The following is an 18,001-nucleotide window of genomic DNA, read 5'->3' as shown; positions in this document are numbered from 1 at the left end:
ACCGACAAAGGCCTCGAACTCCTCGAAGAAGCCCGCCCCACCAACCAGACCGCACTGCGCGAAGCCCTCGACGAAGCCGCGAAGAACCCCGAACTGGCCCCGCTGGTCCGGGCGGTGGAGACACTCCGCGTCCCCACCTGAGTCAGTCGGACACCTCACGGCCCCGGCGTATGCGGCCCGGTCCGTCCGGCGGCCCGTTGACGGACCCTCGAACAGGCACGTACTAATGGCCCGCATGAGCGCGCCGCATCTCCCCTTGTCCGGCATCACCGTGGTCAGCCTGGAACAGGCCGTGGCCGCCCCCTATGCCACCCGGCAGCTCGCCGACCTCGGCGCGCGTGTGATCAAGGTCGAGCGGCCCGGGGGCGGGGACTTCGCGCGCCGGTACGACACGAGCGTGCACGGGCAGTCCAGCTATTTCGTCTGGCTCAACCGCTCCAAGGAATCCCTCACCCTGGATCTGAAGGCACCGGAAGGCCGGGAGGTCCTGCACCAACTCCTCGACGGTGCCGACGTGTTCGTCCAGAACCTGGCGCCCGGCGCCGCCGACCGCCTCGGCCTGGGTGTCGAGGCGCTCCACGAGCGGTGGCCACGCCTGATCCCGTGCACCATCTCCGGGTACGGCACGTCGGGGCCGTGGGCCGACCGGAAGTCGTACGACCTGCTGGTGCAGTGCCAGACCGGCCTGGTGTCGCTGACCGGGACCCCCGAGGAGACCGCGCGGGTCGGCATCTCCGTCGCCGACATCGCGGCCGGGATGTACGCGTACAGCGGCATCCTCACCGCCCTGTTCACCCGCGCCACCACCGGATCGGCCCACCCGGTGGAGGTCTCCCTGTTCGAGGCGCTGGCGGAGTGGATGGGCCAGCCCGCCTACTACACGCAGTACGGCGGCGCCCAGCCTCCGCGCCTGGGCACCCAGCACCCCACGCTCGCTCCGTACGGCGCCTTCACCGCCGCCGACGGCCGCCAGGTGCTGTTCTCCATCCAGAACGAGCGCGAGTGGGCCGTGCTGTGCGCGGAGTTCCTGGGCCGGCCGGAGCTGACCGACGATCCGCGCTTCGCCACGAGCTCCGCCCGCGTGGCCCACCGCGAGGAGGTGAACGCCGTCGTCGCCGAGCGCTGCGCCCGCTCCGACGCCGAGGAGATCCTCAAGGACCTGGAGTCCATCAAGATCGCCTGCGCCGGGGTCAACGACGTCGCCGCGTTCCTCGACCACCCGGTGCTGGCCGCCCGCGGCCGGTGGCAGGACGTCGCGATCCCCGGCGGCGCGACGGTGCAGGCCCTGCTCCCGCCGGCCGACCTCGCGGGACTGCCCGCGCGCATGGACCCGGTGCCGGAGGCGGGCGAGCACACCGAGGCGATCCTCGCCGAACTCGGCCGTACCGGCGAGGAGATCGAGGCCTTGCGCGCGGACGCCGTCATCTGAGGGGGTCGGTGTACATCGGCGTCACCAGGGCAGCGGCCCGTTGACGTCGACGTAGCCTCCGGTCGGGCCGTCGGGACCGAGCTGTGCCATGCGCACGATGATCTCGGCGCCCTCCTCGACGGTCTGCGTGCCGGTGCGCCCGTTCAGGTCGGTCGCGGTGAAGCCCGGTTCGACGGCGTTGATCCGCATCTCCGGGAAGGCCTTCGCGTACTGCACGGTGATCATGTTCACGGTGGCCTTCGAGGCGGGGTACGCCACGCCCGGGTAGTGGTACGCGGGGTGGGCCGGGTCGGAGACGTGGGTGACCGAGCCGAGGCCGCTGCTGACGTTGACCACGACCGGCGCGGCCGACTTCCGCAGCAGTGGCAGGAAGGCGTGGGTGACGCGGACGACTCCGAAGACGTTGGTCTCGAACAGCGTCCGTATGCCGTCGGCGGTCAGGTCCGCGGCGCCGGGCACGCCGTTGTTCTCGTCCCGGTACTCGATGCCCGCGTTGTTCACGAGGACGTCGAGCCCGCCGTCGGCCTCGATGGTCTTCACCGCGGCCTGGACCGAGCTGTCGTCCGTGACGTCGAGTTGCACATGCCGTGCGCCGAGCCGTTCGGCGGCGCGGCGTCCACGCTCGGCGTCCCGGGCGCCGATGTAGACGGTATGGCCTGCTGCGACGAGCCGGCGGGCGGACTCGAAGCCCAGCCCCTTGTTGGCTCCGGTGATCAGTGTTGTCGTCATGCCCTCCACGGTGCTGTGCGACCGGCCGGGCAGCCAGGAGTCCCCTCTTCCTGGGACTCGCAGTACCAGGCACAGCCGCCGCAGGCGGTGTTCACTGGAGGGCATGACCGCGACGGAACTGGGACGGGCGCTGCGCCGCTGGCGCGACCGGGTCGCCCCCGAGACCGTCGGGCTGCCCGTCGGCGGACAGCGGCGTGCGGCTGGGCTCCGGCGCGAGGAGCTGGCCCTGCTGGCGGGGATATCGGTCGACTACGTGACCCGCCTCGAACAGGGCCGGGCGGCCAGTCCTTCCGGGCAGGTCGTCGAGGCCCTGGCCCGGGCGCTGCGGCTGTCAGGGGACGAGCGGGCCTATCTGTTCCAGCTCGCCGGGCTGGCGCCGCCGGGTCCCGAGACCGTCCCGGCGTACATCACCCCCAGTGTCCAGCGGCTGCTGGACCGGCTGGTGGACACTCCCGTGGCCGTCGCCGACGCGGCCCACACGCTGCTGCTGGCCAATCCGATGTACGCGGCGCTGATGGGCGACCCCCATGGCCGGCGCGGCTTCGAGCGCAACGGGGCTTGGCGCAACTTCCTCGGTGCGCCGAGCCGCGTCCGGCACACACCCGAGGAACGGCGCGCCTTCGAGATCGGCATGGTCGCCGAGCTGCGCGCCACCTCCGCCAGGTATCCCGCCGACCGGCAACTGCGGCGGCTGATCGGCGAGTTGCGCGCGGGCAGCGAGCGGTTCGCGGAGCTGTGGGACGCAGGCGTCGTCGGCCGGCTCGAGGCCTCCCGCAAGACGATCGAGCATCCGCAGGTGGGCCTGCTGACCCTGGACTGCGACCTGCTCCATGTGGAGGGAAACGACCTGCACATCCTCGTGTACTCGGCCGAGCCGGGCACCGAGGCGGCCGAGAAGCTGGAGCTGATCGCGGTCCTGGGCACCCAGTCCCTGGTGTGACCGAACCCCGCGAGCCCTCCGTGCGTCACAGTGTCGGGACGGCCACGGCACCGTCCCTGCCGCGTCCGTCGCCGTTCGGGGGGATCCATGCGTACGACCACTTCACGTACCGTCCAGTTGCTCACCGCGCTCGGCCTCCTCGCCGCCGGATGCGGTGGCGAGGAAGCCTCGGGCACATCGGAACCGGCGCCGAACACAAGGCCCCGCGCCCTCAAGGTGGCCCAGGCCTGGGACGGTTCACCGGCCGCCGAGACCTGGCGCAAGGGCTACTACCCGATGGCGGACACGGTCCAGCTTCCCGAGGACGCCTTCCACAACGAGGCCGACAAGGAGGCGTACATGACCGACAGCTTCGTGCTGCGTGCCGACCTCCCCGACACGCCTCAGAAGGACGGCAAGGTGACATGGCGGGACGGCGGATCACTGACGCTGCCGCTCATGGGGGCGCAGGAGGCGTACGAGGGGCTGGAGCGCAACGGCAGCTCCGGGCCGCATCTCACCGTGACCGGGGTGGAGCTGGGCGAGACGACGCTGGCCACCAGTCGCGGGCCGGCCACGGTCCCGGCCTGGCTGTTCACCCTCGAGGGATACGACACCCCGCTCAAGCGCGTCGCCCTCAGCCCTTCGAAATCCCCCAAGCCCCCCATCGGGCCGGCTCGGGACACCCCCACCGACGATCTGTGGGACCTCGGCCGGCTGGTCGACGTGGCCGAGGACGGCCGGTCAGTCACGGTGCAGGCCCATCACGGCTCCTGCGACGACGGTCCCGGCGTGGACGTGCTGGAGACGGACGGCAGCGTGGTTCTGTCCGGCTACATCCGCGGCTCGAACGACGGCTTCTGCACATCCGACCTGCGGGCCGAGGATGTGACGGTCGAGCTGGACCGCCCGCTCGGCGAGCGGATCCTGCTGGACGCGTTCACGGGCCGCCCCGTGCCGAACGAGGGGTCCTGACGGGCCCTCGCCGGCTGAAGCCGATCGACGCGCCGTCAACTACGCAGTGCCCGGCGGTGGTCGATGACCGCCACGGTCGCCAGGACCGCCACGACCCCGATCATGGCGAATCAGCCGACGAACAACGCCGCGACCCCAGCGGCACCGCGCACACCGCGCACACCGCGCCGACCAGGCGGTCCGCCCGCTGCTGAGCAGCCCCCGGCACAGCGCGTGCCCGAGCAGGAAGACGGCGGTGCCGCAGCCCAGCCACCACCGGCACGGCGTCCGGACGTACGGCGTTGGTCAGCCAGCCGAACCCGCTGAGCATCCACCACACGACGACCAGCGGGAACAGCGCCTTGAGGAGGCCCTCCCAGCCGGGTGCGTCTCGACCGCGTGCGTGACTTGGGTGACGACGAAGACGAACACCAGGTCGAAGAAGAGCTCTGCCGGTGTCACCCGGCCGCGGCTGCTCTCCGAGAGCCACAGTCGCCGGCGCGTAGGGACGGCCGGCCTGCGGGCGGGTCACCCCGTCAAGGCCGCCCTGGCCGCTGTAAGGGCCTGTTCAGCGTAGCCGCGGCCGAACAGGACGGCGTGCACCAAGAGGGGGAACAGCTGGTGGAGGCCGATCCGGTCGCTCCAGCCGTCGGCGAGGGGCGCGGCCTCCTGGTAACCGTCCAGGATCCGGTCCAGGTGGGGGCAGCCGAAGAGGTGGAGCATGGCCAGGTCGGTCTCGCGGTGGCCGCCGTGCGCGGCCGGGTCGATCAGCCAGGCGTGTCCGTCGGCGCCCCACAGGACGTTGCCGTTCCAGAGGTCGCCGTGCAGCCGGGCGGGTGGCTCGGCGGGGCCCGCCAGTTCAGGCAGACGCTCGCACGCATGCTCGATGACGGGCGCCTCCGTGCGGCGGAGCGTGCCGTCGTCGACGGCGCGACGCAGATACGGCAGCACCCGGTGCTCGGCGTACCAGCGAGGCCAGTCGGGGCCGGTGATGTTGCGCATGGGCGCAAGGCCGATGTAGGCGTCCTCGGGGCCGCCGGGCGGCGGGGCGCCGAACGCGGGTGCGCCGGCGGCGTGCAGGGCGGCCAGTTCGCGGCCCAGCCGCTGCGCCGCCCCGGCATCCGGCCGGCCGGTCGCCACCCGGTCGGTGACCAGCCACTGCTCGTCGTGGCCGTGCACGGCGGGGATGCGGACCGTGCCTGCGTCGGCCAGCCAGCGCAGCCCGGCCGCCTCGGCCTGGGCGGCGCCGTCCCCGTCGGCGCGCTTGACCATCACCACCCGGCCGCCGTCGAGGGTGATTTCCGCGAGCGTGCCGGAGAGCCGACGTTCGCCGGTCACCGCCAGCCCGGTGAACCGCGCCGCCGTGGCGCCCGGGCCCTCGAAGGAGTTGTGCACGGCCCTCAGGGTACGGCTGCGTTCGGCGGTGCTGAAGTCAGCTGCCGGCGGCGGCCTTCTTGATCGCCTCGCGGATCCGGGTGTAGGTGCCGCAGCGGCAGACGTTCTCGATCCGGTCGATGTCGGCGTCCGTGGGCCGGGGCGTCTTCTTCAGGAGGGCGGCCGTGGCCATGATCTGGCCCGGCTGGCAGAAGCCGCACTGCGCGACGTCGCAGTCGAGCCAGGCCTGTTGCACGGGGTGCAGCTTGTCGCCGTCGGCCAGGCCTTCGATGGTGGTGACCTCACGGTCGGCGCAGTCGGCGACCGGGACGACGCAGGGCTGGATCTCGTCGCCGTCGAGATGGCTGGTGCAGGCGCGGCAGGCGCCGATACCGCAGCCGTACTTGGGGCCGGTGACGTTCAGCAGGTCGCGCAGCACCCACAGCAGGGGCATGTCGGCGGGCGCCTCGACGGTGACGCGTTTGCCGTTGAGGGTGAAGGAGTAGGAGGGCATCGGTACCTTCTCGGGCGTCGATCAAGGAGCCTTGATCGGAGGTCGGAAAGCCTTGATCGGGGGTCAGAAGTCGATCGGGAAGCGGCGCGGCTTGGTGCCGGTCGCGCGGGCGTAGGCGTTGGCGACGGCGCCGGATGCGGCCGGCACGCCGAGTTCGCCGGCTCCGCCGGGGTCGCGCCGGGAGGGCATGATGTGCGCCTCGAAGTGCTGGGGGGCGTGCCGCTGGCGGGCGTAGTGGAAGTCGGCGAAGCTGCTCTCGCGGACGGCGCCCCGGTCGATGTGCAGGCCGGCCCGCAGCACGGTGGAGATCCCGTCGACGACGGTGCCCATGAGCTGGGCCTCGAGTCCGCGCGGGTTGACGGCCGTTCCGACGTCGGCCGCCATCACGACCTTGGTCACCCGGGGGTTCTTCTGATCGGTCGCGTCGATCTCGACCAGGCAGGCCACGCAGGAGCCGTACTCCTCGTGGACAGCGACCCCTTGGGCGTGGCCCTGCGGCATGGTCCGGCCCCATTTCCCGGCGGTCGCGACCTTGTCCAGTACGGCCTTGACGGCCTTGCTCCTGAGTGTCGTACGGCGGAAGGCGACCGGGTCCTTGCCGAGGCTGCGGGCGACCTCGTCGACGACGATCTCCTCGGCGGTGCGCACCGTGCCGGAGTCCACCGAACGCCAGGCGCCGAGCGGCATCGCGAGGCCCACTGAGCCCGAGTCCCCGGAGAGGCGCCCGAAGTTGTAGAGGCCGCTGTCGCTGGGGAGCGGGGCCGCCGCGGGGGCGCGTACGGCGGAACGCACACCGCCCTGAGGGGACAGCCCCTGCTTGTCGAAGGACTCGTTGACCGAGGCCGTCGCGTGGGCGAAGGCCACCACCCTGCCCTGGGCATGGCTGGCCCGGATCCGGTGGTGGGAGGCGGGGCGCATTCTGCCGTGCCGGATGTCGTCGGTCCGGCTCCACATCAGCTTCACCGGCCGGCCCGCCTTCTTGGAGATCTGCGCGGCCTCGATGGCGGCGTCGTAGTTCAGGCGCCGCCCGAACGAGCCGCCGCCGCGCAGGACATGGACCCTGACCTTCGACACCGGCAGGCCGATCGTGGCGGCGATGTCCTCGCGTGCCGACTGCGGCGTCTGGGAGGAGAACCAGATCTCGGCGCGCCCGTCGCGTACGTCCGCCACCGCGGTCAGCACCTCCATCGGCGCGTGGCTGACGAAGGCGAACTCGAACTCGGCCTCGGTCTGCGCCGATCCGCGGGGCGGGTCGGCCAGCTTCGGGACCGCGGCGCGCAGCCGGGAGCGGATCTCTTTGTCGGAGAGGTTCGCCAGGGGGCCCGGCGCCCACTTGATCCGGAGCGCGTCCCGGGCCTGGAAGGCGTGGTGGAAGGTCTCCGCGACCACGGCGACACCGCCGTCGATCCGGACGACCGCGTGCACGCCGGGCATGGCGCGTGCGGCCTGGGAGTCGACCGAGACGACCTTCCCGCCGATGGTCGGCGGCCGGGCCACCACCGTCGGCTTCGCTCCGGCCACGGCGAGGTCGCCGGTGTACTGGGCCTTGCCGGTAATGATGTCGCGGGCGTCGATGCGGGTCGTCGGCCGTCCGATCACCCGGTGCTGGGACGCGGGCTTGGGGGCGGTCGACACGGTCGGCCGCGTGATCCGGGCGGCGCTCCTGCTCAGCGAGCCGAAGGTGGCCGTGCGCCCGTCCGGTGCGAAGACGCGGGTGCCCCGGGTGTGCAGGGTCCGCGCGGGGACGTGCCAGCGCCGGGCGGCAGCGGTGACGAGCTTGGCGCGGGCCGTGGCGGCCAGGTGCCGGGCCGGGCCGTACAGCGAACTGACCGAGTTCGAGCCGCCGGTGAACTGGCTGCCCTTGCTGCGGGCGTCCGCGAGCGGGATGTCGACGTCGGCGAGCCGGGCGTCCAGCTCCTCGGCGATCATCATGGCGACGGCGGTGGTGACGCCCTGGCCGACCTCGACGCGCGGCAGCCGCACGACGACCCTGTTGGCCGGGGTTACCTCCAGGACCAGCATCTCCTCGTCGGTGCCGGTGGCCACGACGTCGGACGACCGGCGGGCACCGTCCGCGGTTTCCTCGGCGCCTTCCGCGGTCGAGCCGTCGCAGCCGAGCGGTGCCGCGACGGTCAGGGTGGTCGCCGCGAGCGAGTAGACCACGAACTGTCGGCGGGACAACTGACGGGCCACCAGACGCTCCTCTCCGAGAACCCGGGATGGTTCGACCTGTATGAGGGGCGGGTGCACGCCGGGGTTGCGCCGGTTGGTCACTCCATCGATCTACGACACGAGCCGCCGGAGGTCGGCGCCCCACTCCAGGTGGCGTATGAGCTCGTCGTCGCCCGGCCGGTTGCCGCCCGCGGCCCGCGGGCCGGGACCTGACGGGGTGTGGGTGCCGCGGGAGATGCCGCCGCTGACGGTGATGTTGTGTTCTACGCGGGGGCGGCGGAGCGTCTCGTAGAGGGAGAGCGCGGCGTCGGTGTCCGGCGCGTCCCGCAGGGACTTGGCGAGGACCACGGCGTCCTCCAGCGCCATCGACGCGCCCTGCCCGGTGGCAGGGGACGCCGCGTGGGCCGCGTCGCCGATGACCAGGGTGCGGCCGCCCCGCCAGGGCGTCCCGGTGGGCAGTTCGGTGGCGTTGGTGACCATGAGCTGGTCAGGGGTGGCCGCGACGAGGTCCGCGGCGGGGGTTGCGTCCTTGCGCAGCAGCGGCAGCAGCAGGTCGCGCCATCGGCTCGGGGTGCCGTGGGCGATGTCGTCGGCGGCCAGGGGCGTGTCGGAGACGCGGGCGAACCAGTACGTCTCGCCCGTGGGTGACACCGCGTACCCGAAGGCGACGGTGCTGCCGCGCACCATGGTGATGGTCTCGCCGTCGGCGGACTCGGGGACGGCGCCGGTGTAGCCGTAGAAGACGTACTGTCCGGCGTAACCCGGGCGCGTGTCGGGGGCGATGAGCCGGCGGACCGTGGAGTTCAGGCCGTCGGCGCCGATGAGCAGGTCGCCGGTGGCCGTGCTGCCGTCGGCGAAGTGGGCGGTGACGTCGTCCGGGCGGTCCTCGATCCCCACGAGGCGTGCGCCGTGCCGGATGCCGATGCCGCGGCGCGTGACTTCGGCCTGCAAGGCGGCGTTGAGGTCGCCGCGCCGCAGGCACCGGTACCGAAGATGCGGGGTGCCGGCCTCGCCGAGCGGCACGTGGGCCACCTCGGCGCCCCTGCCGTCGAGGACGCGCATCGAGGTGAGGGGGAAGCCGATCGCGGTGACCGCGGGCGAGGCGTCGATCTCCGCGAGGGCGCGCATGCCGTTGCTCGCGAGGGTGAGGAACGCGCCGATGTCCTCGGCGGAGTCGGGGTGCGCCTCGTGCACGGCGACGTCGAACCCGGCCTTGTGCAGGGCAAGAGCCGCTGCCGCACCGGCGATCCCGCCCCCTACGACAAGCACTCGCAACCGCGCCACATCGCCCCCCTGGGTACGCGCACGGCCCTCGCGAGACGAGTCGCCGCTGTCCTTCGTGGAACGTCCCAGGTCGGGTCCGGGTTCCCGAGCGGGTCGCACTGCCGCCGTACCGGCCGGGATGGCCGAATCAAAGCGGAGCGAACCCCGATCCGGAATGAGTGCAACCATTCCGTCAACCCGAATGTCTCCCCTAATATCAGACACACCACCCTTCCGGGGGACGAAATGGGACGAAACAAAACCGCATGGGCGACGACAGTCGCGCTCATGGCCGCCACGCTGGGTGTGGCGGCGGTCCCGGCCGACGCCACCACGACGGCCACCACCACCCAGACCACCGCCTGCCCCACCGGCTGGGGCAGTCTCGCCAAGACCCGCTCCGCCGCCACGTCGGAGTCGGTGACGAACATCAGGACCGGCCGGCACGCCTGCTTCGACCGCATGGTCGTCGACGTCCCCGGCGCGGGCACGCGCGGCCTCGGCTATTCCGTCAGGTATGTCAGCCGCCTCTACCAGGACGGTTCGGGCCACTACATCCCCGTCGGCGGCGGAGCCGTCCTCGAGGTGCGGGTGGCCGCGCCCGCCTACGACGTCGACACCGGTAAGCCCACCTACCCCGCACGGGCGGGGCAGCGCCTGACCGGCGTGGACCTCACGGGGTACCGCACCTTCCGGGACGCGCGGTTCGCCGGCAGCTTCGAAGGGGACACGCAGATCGGGCTCGGCGTCCGGGCCAGGCTGCCGTTCCGGGTGTGGGTGGCGACGGACCGGGTCGTGGTCGACGTCGCGCACAACTGGACCGGGGCACGCTGAGGCCGTCAGGGCTCAAGGCACTCAGGGCTCCGGGGCGTTCAAGGCGTCCCGGAGCCCTGATACTCCCGCAGCTTCCGGTAGAGGGTGGCCCTGGCGATCCCCAACGCCGCCGCGGTGCGCGCCTTGTTGCCGCCGTGGCGGCGCAACGCCTCCAGGATCGCCGACCGTTCGGCGAGCTCCATCGGGCTGAGGCTGCGCCCCGCGGGTCCCTCGCGGACGGGATCCGGCAGTTCACTGCGCCGCACCGGTCCGCAGGCCCGCCGCCGGCTCGCGAGTGCCCGTACGAGGTGGGCCAGTTCGGTGACGTTTCCGGGCCAGGGATGCCGTTCCAGCGCCCGCAGCGCGTCCAGCGTCCAGGTCAGCGGCGGGCTGCCGGGGGCGGGCCTGGGCGCGAGAGCGGGAAGCAACTCCCGGATGTCCTCGGGGCGTTCCCGCAGAGCGGGCACAGTCACCGAGCGGGCCGCGAGGGTGTCGAGGAGGCGCTGGAGGCAGGGACCCGGCGGGGTTCCGGGGGTGTAGGTGGCGACCAGGTGGGCGTCCGGGCGCTCCTCCAGGAGGGAGTTGAGGGCGGCGATGTCCGATTGGGCCAGCCGTTCGGCGTGGCGCAGCAGCACCGGGCGCTCGCCGGCCCACGTGTCGTCCTTGAGGCCGACGGAGGGTGACTCGGCGGCGTCCACGACCAAGGGAGCGGTGCCGTCGAGGAGTTCGAGAGCCAGTGTGGTCTTGCCCGTGCCCCGCTCGCCCACCACCAGGAGGGGCCCGGCCGTACGGGCCAGTGCCGCTGCGCGGGAGACCACGTGCCGCCACGGCACCGAACTCCCCACCAGCGAGCTCGCCGGCCGCGGCAGTGACGGCGCCGGCTCCACGGGACGTGGCGCGAGTACGGCGACCAGGCCGAGGGCGCGGCCTTCGTGCCGTACCGGAGTGACCTCGGCCGTGCACCCGGCGTCCGCGGGGACGGAAATGTCGTACGACTCGCCGGCCCCGCTCCCCCACGCCCGCGCACCCCGCTCGAACGCCTCCAGCACCTGCGGCGAGGCAAGGTGCGCCGCCGCCTCGCTGACCAGTCGGTTACGGCCGTCCAGCGCGACGACCGCCCGCTCACGCCCCCGCGCCGCCCGCTCGTAGGCGTCGAGAAGGACGCGTTCCGCGGTACGCGCGCGTGCCCGAAGTTCCGCCTCCACCGCCATCACGGCCGCCTCGGCGAGGGCCGCCCCGGGGTGCGGTCGGCAGCCGGCGCACGGAGCGGAGGCGACCGTCACCGTGCCGAGCGGCTGCCCCGTGTCCGGGGAGAGCAGCGGCACGCTGACCGCGGACACGTCCTGCCACACGTCCAGGAAGTGTTCGGGGCCGTGCACCTCCGCCCGGCGCCGGGTGCGCAGGGCGAGCGCGGCGCTGTTGTGGCCGACCTCCCGCTCGGACAGGTCGCGGCGCGCGTCGTCGCCGGGCGCGCTGCCGGCCGACCACAGCACCCTCAGCCGCTCGTCGGTGAGGACCAGCGCCGACCGCCCGGTGTCCAGTGCCGCGGCGAGGCGGGCGAGTACCGGACGTGCCGCGTCCAGCAGGGGCGAGTCGACGGGACCGGCCGACGGTTCCCCCACCGGGCCTTCGAGATCGGGCCGTACGCCGAAGAAGCGGGCGCGCCGCCAGGCGGCGACGACGTCGTCCGGCACCCCGTCCGGGAGCGGACGCCCCGTCAGGAACCGCTGGCGGGCCTGACGGAGAGGGGCGAGGGAAGGGGGATGTTCCGCGGTGGTCATGGCGTCCCTCACCGTATCGGGGCGTCGCCCGTGCGGCGACGGTGGACCGTCTCGTGGTCGGTGGACTGTCTCGTATTGAGACACCCGCGCCGGACCGCGCCGCTCCATGATCTTGAAAGGCCGGAGTCCGTTCTCCTCTCCTGCCTCCTCTCTCTGTCTCATCTCCTGGAGCGTTCAGTCGTGCACACCGTTGTCGAGACCGACGTACTGATCGTGGGCAGCGGCCCGGCGGGCGCCTCGGCCGCCCTCGCGCTGAGCACCTACGGCGTGCGCAACCTCGTCGTGACCCGGTACGCGCGTCTCGCGGACACGCCCCGTGCGCACATCACCAACCAGCGGACCATGGAGGTGCTGCGCGATCTGGGCGTCGAGGAGGAGGTGATCGACCGGGCGACGCCCCAGCATCTGATGGGCAACACGACCTTCTGCACCAGCCTGGCCGGCGAGGAGCTGGGCCGGGTCCGCTCCTGGGGCAACGATCCGCTCGTGCAAGCGGCGCACGAGCTGGCCGGCCCGACCCGCATGTGCGACATGCCGCAGCACCTGATGGAGCCGGTGCTGGTGAACGCGGCCATCGCGCGCGGCACCGGCTTCCGGTTCAGCACGGTCTACAAGTCCTTCGTCCAGGACGAGGGCGGCGTCACGGTCACCGTCGAGGACCGGCTGCGCGGCGACGAGTACACCATCCGCGCCAAGTACCTGATCGGTGCCGACGGCGGCCGCTCCAAGGTCGCCGAGGACGCCGGGCTGCCGATGGGCGGGCAGATGGGCGTCGCGGGCAGCATCAACATCGTCTTCGACGCGGACCTGTCGAAGTACACCGCGCACCGGCCCTCCACGCTCTACTGGGTGCTCGCGCCCGGCGCCACCGTCGGCGGCATCGGCGCGGGCCTGGTGCGCTGTGTCCGCCCCTGGAACGAGTGGCTGATCGTGTGGGGCTACGACGTGACCGCGGGCGCCCCCGACCTCACCGAGGAATACGCCCTGTCCGTCGTACACCAGCTGGTCGGCGACGACGAGATACCGGTGACGATCAAGTCGTCGTCGGCGTGGACGGTCAACGAGATGTACGCCGAGACCTACGCGAACGGCCGCGTCTTCTGCGCCGGTGACGCCGTGCACCGCCATCCGCCATCCAACGGGCTCGGCTCCAACACCTCCATCCAGGACTCCTACAACCTCGCCTGGAAGCTGAAGCTGGTCCTCGACGGCGTCGCCTCGCCGAAGCTCCTCGACACCTACGACGCCGAGCGCGCGCCGGTCGGCAAGCAGATCGTGACCCGGGCCAACAAGTCCATCGCCGAGACGGCGCCGATCTTCGAGGCGCTCGACGGGCTCTCGCCGCAGACCCCCGAGCAGCTGTGGGCCAACATCGCCGCCCGCAAGGACGCCACCGAGGCGGCCGAGAAGCAGCGGGCCGCGCTGTGGGAGGCGATCGCGTTCAAGGTGTACGAGTTCAACGCGCACGGCGTCGACCTCAACCAGCGTTACTCCGCCGAAAACTCCGCCGCGGTCGTCCCGGACGGCACGCCGGACCCCGGCTTCACCCGCGACCCCGAGCTGTACCACCAGCCCACGTCCCGCCCCGGCGCCAAGCTCCCGCACGCCTGGATCACCTCCGGGACCCGGACCCTGTCCACCCTGGACACCGTCGGCAAGGGCCGCTTCACGCTGCTCACCGGCATCGGCGGCGACGCCTGGGTGCGGGCCGCGGCGGCCCAGCCCCTCGACATCGCCACGGTCGTGATCGGGCCGGGGCAGCAGTACGAGGACCCGTACGGCGACTGGGCGAACCTCAGGGAGATCTCCGACGCGGGCGCCCTCCTCGTACGCCCCGACGGGTATGTGGCGTTCCGGCACGCCGGCGCGGCCGAGGACGCCGAACGACTGCTCACGGACGCGCTGCGGCGGATTCTCGGGCACGGTTGAGATGTGCGCCCAGGAAGCCGGGACGGACGTGAAGCCGGGGAAGGAGCCGACATGACCGGCGAGCCCACAGTCACCGACGAGGCCGTCGCCAGTCTGGACGGGACCGCCGATCCGCGCCTGCGGGAGCTGCTGACCGGCCTGATCCGGCATCTGCACGCCTTCGCGCATGAGACACGGCTGACGCAGGCGGAGTGGGAGCGGGCGATCGGGTTCCTGACGGCGACCGGGCAGGCGTGCACCGACACCCGGCAGGAGTTCATCCTGCTGTCGGACGTGCTCGGTCTGTCGATGCTCGTCGAGACCCTCAACGAACAGCAGGGCCCGGGTGCCACCGAGTCGACGGTGCTGGGCCCCTTCCACATGACGGAGTCCCCGGTCCGCGAGCTCGGCGCGAGCATCGACCTGGTCGGTGACGGCGAGCCGTGCGTGGTCAGCGGCCGGGTGCTGTCCCGGGACGGCGGCCCGCTGCCCGGCGCGGTGATCGACGTGTGGCAGGCCGACGCGCACGGCTTCTACGACGTGCAGCGCCCGGACGTGCAGCCGCCGGGCAACGGCCGGGGCCTGTTCACGGCGGACGCCGAGGGCCGCTTCTGGTTCCGTACGTGTGTGCCGAGCCCGTACCCGATCCCGACGGACGGCCCGGTCGGCGGCCTGCTCCGCGCCACCGGCCGGCACCCCTACCGCCCGGCCCACATCCACTTCATCGCCTCGGCCGCCGGCCACACCCCGGTGACGACGCACATCTTCGTGGCCGGGAGTGAGTACCTGGACTCCGACGCGGTGTTCGCCGTCAAGCCGAGCCTGGTGCAGGACTTCGCGGAGACCGACGATCCGTCCTTGGCGCGGGAGTTCGGCGTCGGCAACCCCTTCCGGCACGCGCGCTTCGACCTCGTACTGGAGCGGGCATGAAGGACGTCCTCGACTTCTCGTACGAGACCCGGCCGGTGCGGGTCGTGTTCCGGCCCGGTGCCGCGGTGTCGGCGACGCCCGATGAGGCCGAACGCCTCGGGCTGCGACGGCTGTTGGTCGTGTGCGGTGCACGCGGGGCGGACACCGCCCGCGGGGTCGCGGACGCCCTGGGTCCGGCCTGTGCGGGGCTGCACGACGGGGCCCGGATGCATGTGCCCGTCGAGGTCGCCGACCGGGCCGTCGAGGTGGCCCGGGCCGCGGGCGCCGACGGGTGTGTGGCGGTCGGCGGGGGCTCGTCGGTCGGGCTGGGCAAGGCGATCGCCCTGCGCACCGGGCTGCCGTTGATCGCGGTGCCGTCCACGTACTCCGGCTCGGAGATGACGCCGGTCTGGGGCCTGACCGAGCACGGCGCCAAGCGCACCGGCCGCGATCCGAAGGTGCTGCCGCGCAGCGTGGTCTACGACCCCGAGCTCACCCTCTCCCTGCCCGTGCCGCTCTCCGTGACCAGTGGCGTCAACGCGATCGCGCACGCCGTGGAGGCGCTGTACGCCCCCGACACCTCGCCTCTGGTGGCGCTGATGGCCGAGGAGGGCGTACGGGCGATGGCGCGGGCGCTGCCGGACGTGGCCGCGGGGCCGACGTCCCTCCAGGCGCGCGGCCGTGCGCTGTACGGTGCCTGGCTGTGCGGGTCCTGCCTGGGCGCCACCACCATGGGCCTGCACCACAAGCTGTGCCATGTCCTGGGCGGCACCTTCGGCCTGCCGCACGCCGAGACGCACACGGTGGTCCTGCCGTACGCCCTGGCCCACAACGCGCCCGCCGCACCGGACGCGGCCGCCGCCGTGGCCCGCGCCCTGGACGCGGACGACGCGCCGACGGCCCTGTGGGACCTGTCCGGACGCCTCGGCGCTCCCCGCTCCCTCGCCGAACTGGGCCTTGCGGAGGCGGACTTGGCAACGGCCGCCGCCCAGACAGCGGCCGAGGCGTACGCCAATCCGCGCCCGGTCACGGCCGACGGCGTGCTCGCTCTGCTGCGGGCGGCCTACGAAGGCGCACCGCCGGCGGCTGCCGCCCGGTAAGCCTCTCGTTCCTCACTCCCCTCCCCCCCCCTGAAGAAAGGTGATTGCGATGCCCCTCGGACTGCTCAGGAGTCGACGCTCCCGAGGGGTGCCCAGTGCCGGCTTTCCCGTACCGTCGGGCGCGGGTGGCGTGGGGCGTGAGGTCGTGGATCCGGTGGGGCTGCCGATGCGGGGCGCCGACGTGACGGTGACGGCGATGGACTCGCACGAGGTAGTGGCGCGGGGCACCACGGATCCGTACGGCCTGTTCTTCGCCGCGCTTCCGCCGGGCCGCTACGGTCTGCGGATCACGGCCGAGGGCCTCACGCCGCACCAGGAGACCCTGGACGTCATCGGCGGTACGACGCCACCCATCACGCGGGTCCAGCTGGTGTCGGGACGCCGGCTGGACCTCCCGGTTCCCGGCACCTGGCTCTTCGACCCGCCGCACACGGCGATCCGGTTCATCGCCAAGCACGTCGGCATGGCCCACGTCCACGGCCGCTTCGAGCGGTTCACGGGCGGGATACAGGTGGCTCCCGACATGGCCGACTCCCGGGTGTCCGTGCGCATCGAGGCCGCGAGCATCACGACGGGCAACAACACCCGGGACAACCACTTGCGTTCGGCCGACTTCCTGCACGTCGAGCGCTATCCGTACATCGACTTCACCAGCACGCGGTTCGCGTACCGGGGCGGCGCCAAGTGGACCCTCCACGGTTCCCTGACCATGCACGGGATCAGCCGCTCCGTCGAGCTGGACACCACCTACCTGGGCTCGGTCAACGGCGGCTACGGCGAGGAACTGCGGTGCGCGGCGCTGGCCAAGGCGGAGCTGCACCGGGAGGACTACACGCTGAACTGGCGCAGCATGCTCGCCCGTGGCATCGCGGTGGTCGGTCCAACGGTCCAGCTGGAGCTGGACGTGCAGGCGATGTACCGCACGCACGACACCCCGACGCCTCCCGAATAGGCCAGGGTGGCCGAGAGGTACCTCACGCCCTGGTTACGTTTTGCTCAACCTCTGGTTGCGGCACGGTGATCGGGTGACCATGGGGTCATGAAACTGGCCCAGCGCGCCATGGAACGACTGGAAGCCTGGCCCGATCTCAGCTCGGGCCCGGCCAGTTGCGGCACAGGTCGGGCCCTGCGCTCCGTCCACAGCGAGATCGTGCACTTCCACTCCGACCACGATGTGGACCTGCATCTCACCGAAGGGGCCATAGAGCGTTTCCGCGGCGACCTGCAGGAGTCGACCGCGATCCGGCTGGTCCCCGGCTCCCGCTGGGTGACCGTCCACCTCGACTGCGACACCGACGTCGATCTGCTGATGAGCCTGGTCAGCGTCGCACTCAAGGCCCATCAGACCGGGTCGCCCCCCGTCGGCCTCCAGGCCCGGTCCGAGTGCAACTTCCGCCGCGTCACGGTGATGCCCCGCTAGCACCGGGCATCAGTGCTCGGGCTCCGAGTCGTCCTCCCCCGTCTCCAGCAGGCCCGCCGCCGCGCCGACGATCCGGGGACGGGGGTGCCGACGACCTCCTCGTCCTTGTCGATGTAGTCGAAGCGGGCCAGCACACTGCGCATGGCCTCGACACGGGCCCGCTTCTTGTCGTTGCTCTTCACCACGGTCCAGGGCGCGTGCTCGGTGTCCGTCTCGCGGAACATGGCGACCTCGGCGGCGCTGTAGTCGTCCCAGCGGTCCAGCGACGCCAGGTCCATGGGGCTCAGCTTCCACTGCCGCACGGGATCGACCTGGCGGATGGTGAACCGGGTGCGCTGCTCGCCCTGGGAGACCGAGAACCAGAACTTGCGCGGTCGGCAGATGCTGCACGTACCGCTGGAAGTACCACTGTCCGAGCTCACGCTCGGTCGGCTTCTCCAACACCACCACCCGGGCGCCGCGCGGGTTGAGGCGCTCGGTGAAGCGCTTGATGGTGCCGCCCTTGCCGGCCGCGTCCCGCCCTTCGAAGACGATGACGAGACGGCGGTCGGTCTCCTTGATCCAGCTCTGCAGCTTCAGCAGTTCGATCTGCTGCAGCCGCTTGTGCCAGTCGTACTCCGGGCGCTCCATGCGCTGCTGGTACAGGTCAGTTATAGGTGGGACGCGGTACGTCGCCGACGGCAGCGTCCGCCCCCGAGCCGGGCCTGGTCATCAGC

The 18,001-nt window shown here is 72.3% G+C and carries 16 protein-coding genes and 2 pseudogenes; 10 read left to right on the top strand and 8 right to left on the bottom strand.

The window, feature by feature from the left end:
* Together ACZ7L6_RS05185 and ACZ7L6_RS05180 are read left to right on the top strand one after the other, a co-directional pair.
* Positions 1-141, top strand: a pseudogene (locus ACZ7L6_RS05185) (MarR family transcriptional regulator); the annotation flags it as partial.
* Positions 142-235: 94 nt separating this feature from the next.
* Positions 236-1,429, top strand: coding sequence for a CaiB/BaiF CoA transferase family protein (locus ACZ7L6_RS05180; protein WP_471920564.1), 1,194 nt, complete (start codon positions 236-238; stop codon positions 1,427-1,429).
* Positions 1,430-1,450: 21 nt separating this feature from the next.
* On the opposite strand, the gene ACZ7L6_RS05175 is transcribed toward ACZ7L6_RS05180, so the two are convergent.
* Positions 1,451-2,158, bottom strand: a complete 708-nt coding sequence (locus ACZ7L6_RS05175) for an SDR family NAD(P)-dependent oxidoreductase (RefSeq protein ID WP_471920563.1) — start codon at positions 2,156-2,158, stop codon at positions 1,451-1,453.
* A gap of 103 nt (positions 2,159-2,261) precedes the next feature.
* Between ACZ7L6_RS05175 and ACZ7L6_RS05170 the strand changes: the two genes are divergently transcribed.
* The gene (locus ACZ7L6_RS05170) at positions 2,262-3,098 is read left to right on the top strand and encodes a helix-turn-helix transcriptional regulator (RefSeq protein WP_471920562.1); all 837 of its coding nucleotides are present in this window, start codon (positions 2,262-2,264) and stop codon (positions 3,096-3,098) included.
* A gap of 87 nt (positions 3,099-3,185) precedes the next feature.
* The gene (locus ACZ7L6_RS05165) at positions 3,186-4,052 is read left to right on the top strand and encodes a hypothetical protein (protein ID WP_471920561.1); all 867 of its coding nucleotides are present in this window, start codon (positions 3,186-3,188) and stop codon (positions 4,050-4,052) included.
* Positions 4,053-4,337: 285 nt separating this feature from the next.
* Here ACZ7L6_RS05165 and ACZ7L6_RS05160 read toward each other — a convergent pair whose 3' ends face one another.
* The 5 genes from ACZ7L6_RS05160 to ACZ7L6_RS05140 form a co-directional block, all read right to left on the bottom strand.
* The gene (locus ACZ7L6_RS05160; RefSeq protein ID WP_471920560.1) at positions 4,338-4,493 is read right to left on the bottom strand and encodes a low temperature requirement protein A; all 156 of its coding nucleotides are present in this window, start codon (positions 4,491-4,493) and stop codon (positions 4,338-4,340) included.
* 66 nt (positions 4,494-4,559) lie between these two features.
* Positions 4,560-5,426, bottom strand: coding sequence for a fructosamine kinase family protein (locus ACZ7L6_RS05155; protein WP_471920559.1), 867 nt, complete (start codon positions 5,424-5,426; stop codon positions 4,560-4,562).
* A gap of 37 nt (positions 5,427-5,463) precedes the next feature.
* Positions 5,464-5,919: a (2Fe-2S)-binding protein gene (locus ACZ7L6_RS05150; protein WP_471920558.1), complete on the bottom strand. Its 456-nt coding sequence runs from the start codon at positions 5,917-5,919 to the stop codon at positions 5,464-5,466.
* A gap of 63 nt (positions 5,920-5,982) precedes the next feature.
* On the bottom strand, positions 5,983-8,082 hold the full coding sequence (locus tag ACZ7L6_RS05145; RefSeq protein ID WP_471920613.1) for a xanthine dehydrogenase family protein molybdopterin-binding subunit: 2,100 nt from the start codon (positions 8,080-8,082) through the stop codon (positions 5,983-5,985).
* Positions 8,083-8,202: 120 nt separating this feature from the next.
* Positions 8,203-9,375 carry an FAD-dependent oxidoreductase gene (locus ACZ7L6_RS05140; protein WP_471920557.1) on the bottom strand — a complete coding sequence of 391 codons (1,173 nt, stop codon included), beginning with the start codon at positions 9,373-9,375 and terminating at the stop codon, positions 8,203-8,205.
* Positions 9,376-9,600: 225 nt separating this feature from the next.
* Here ACZ7L6_RS05140 and ACZ7L6_RS05135 point away from each other — a divergent pair, with 225 nt between their 5' ends.
* A complete protein-coding gene (locus ACZ7L6_RS05135; protein ID WP_471920556.1) occupies positions 9,601-10,188 on the top strand; it encodes an AMIN-like domain-containing (lipo)protein in 588 nt (195 codons plus the stop codon).
* A gap of 38 nt (positions 10,189-10,226) precedes the next feature.
* On the opposite strand, the gene ACZ7L6_RS05130 is transcribed toward ACZ7L6_RS05135, so the two are convergent.
* Positions 10,227-11,948: a sigma-54-dependent Fis family transcriptional regulator gene (locus tag ACZ7L6_RS05130; RefSeq protein WP_471920555.1), complete on the bottom strand. Its 1,722-nt coding sequence runs from the start codon at positions 11,946-11,948 to the stop codon at positions 10,227-10,229.
* 180 nt (positions 11,949-12,128) lie between these two features.
* Between ACZ7L6_RS05130 and ACZ7L6_RS05125 the strand changes: the two genes are divergently transcribed.
* The 5 genes from ACZ7L6_RS05125 to ACZ7L6_RS05105 all read left to right on the top strand — a co-directional run bounded on the left by ACZ7L6_RS05125 (position 12,129) and on the right by ACZ7L6_RS05105 (position 17,285).
* Positions 12,129-13,877 carry an FAD-dependent oxidoreductase gene (locus ACZ7L6_RS05125; protein WP_471920554.1) on the top strand — a complete coding sequence of 583 codons (1,749 nt, stop codon included), beginning with the start codon at positions 12,129-12,131 and terminating at the stop codon, positions 13,875-13,877.
* A 51-nt stretch (positions 13,878-13,928) separates the two neighbouring features.
* Positions 13,929-14,786 (top strand): intradiol ring-cleavage dioxygenase, encoded by an 858-nt coding sequence (locus ACZ7L6_RS05120; RefSeq protein ID WP_471920553.1) that lies wholly within the window; start codon positions 13,929-13,931, stop codon positions 14,784-14,786.
* Complete coding sequence (locus ACZ7L6_RS05115) at positions 14,783-15,865, top strand: maleylacetate reductase (RefSeq protein WP_471920552.1); 1,083 nt, start codon at positions 14,783-14,785, stop codon at positions 15,863-15,865. Before ACZ7L6_RS05120 ends, ACZ7L6_RS05115 begins: the two co-directional genes overlap by 4 nt.
* A gap of 49 nt (positions 15,866-15,914) precedes the next feature.
* The gene (locus ACZ7L6_RS05110; protein ID WP_471920551.1) at positions 15,915-16,817 is read left to right on the top strand and encodes a YceI family protein; all 903 of its coding nucleotides are present in this window, start codon (positions 15,915-15,917) and stop codon (positions 16,815-16,817) included.
* 87 nt (positions 16,818-16,904) lie between these two features.
* On the top strand, positions 16,905-17,285 hold the full coding sequence (locus ACZ7L6_RS05105; protein ID WP_471920550.1) for a luciferase domain-containing protein: 381 nt from the start codon (positions 16,905-16,907) through the stop codon (positions 17,283-17,285).
* A gap of 9 nt (positions 17,286-17,294) precedes the next feature.
* Here ACZ7L6_RS05105 and ACZ7L6_RS05100 read toward each other — a convergent pair.
* Positions 17,295-17,927 (bottom strand): annotated as a pseudogene (locus tag ACZ7L6_RS05100) (polyphosphate kinase 2 family protein); the annotation flags it as partial.
* Positions 17,928-18,001 lie beyond the last annotated feature (74 nt).

It is taken from the genome of Streptomyces sp. NPDC107522 (assembly GCF_055657525.1).
Note: the sequence above shows the minus strand (reverse complement) of the source record. Positions and strands in the feature narration are given on the sequence as shown.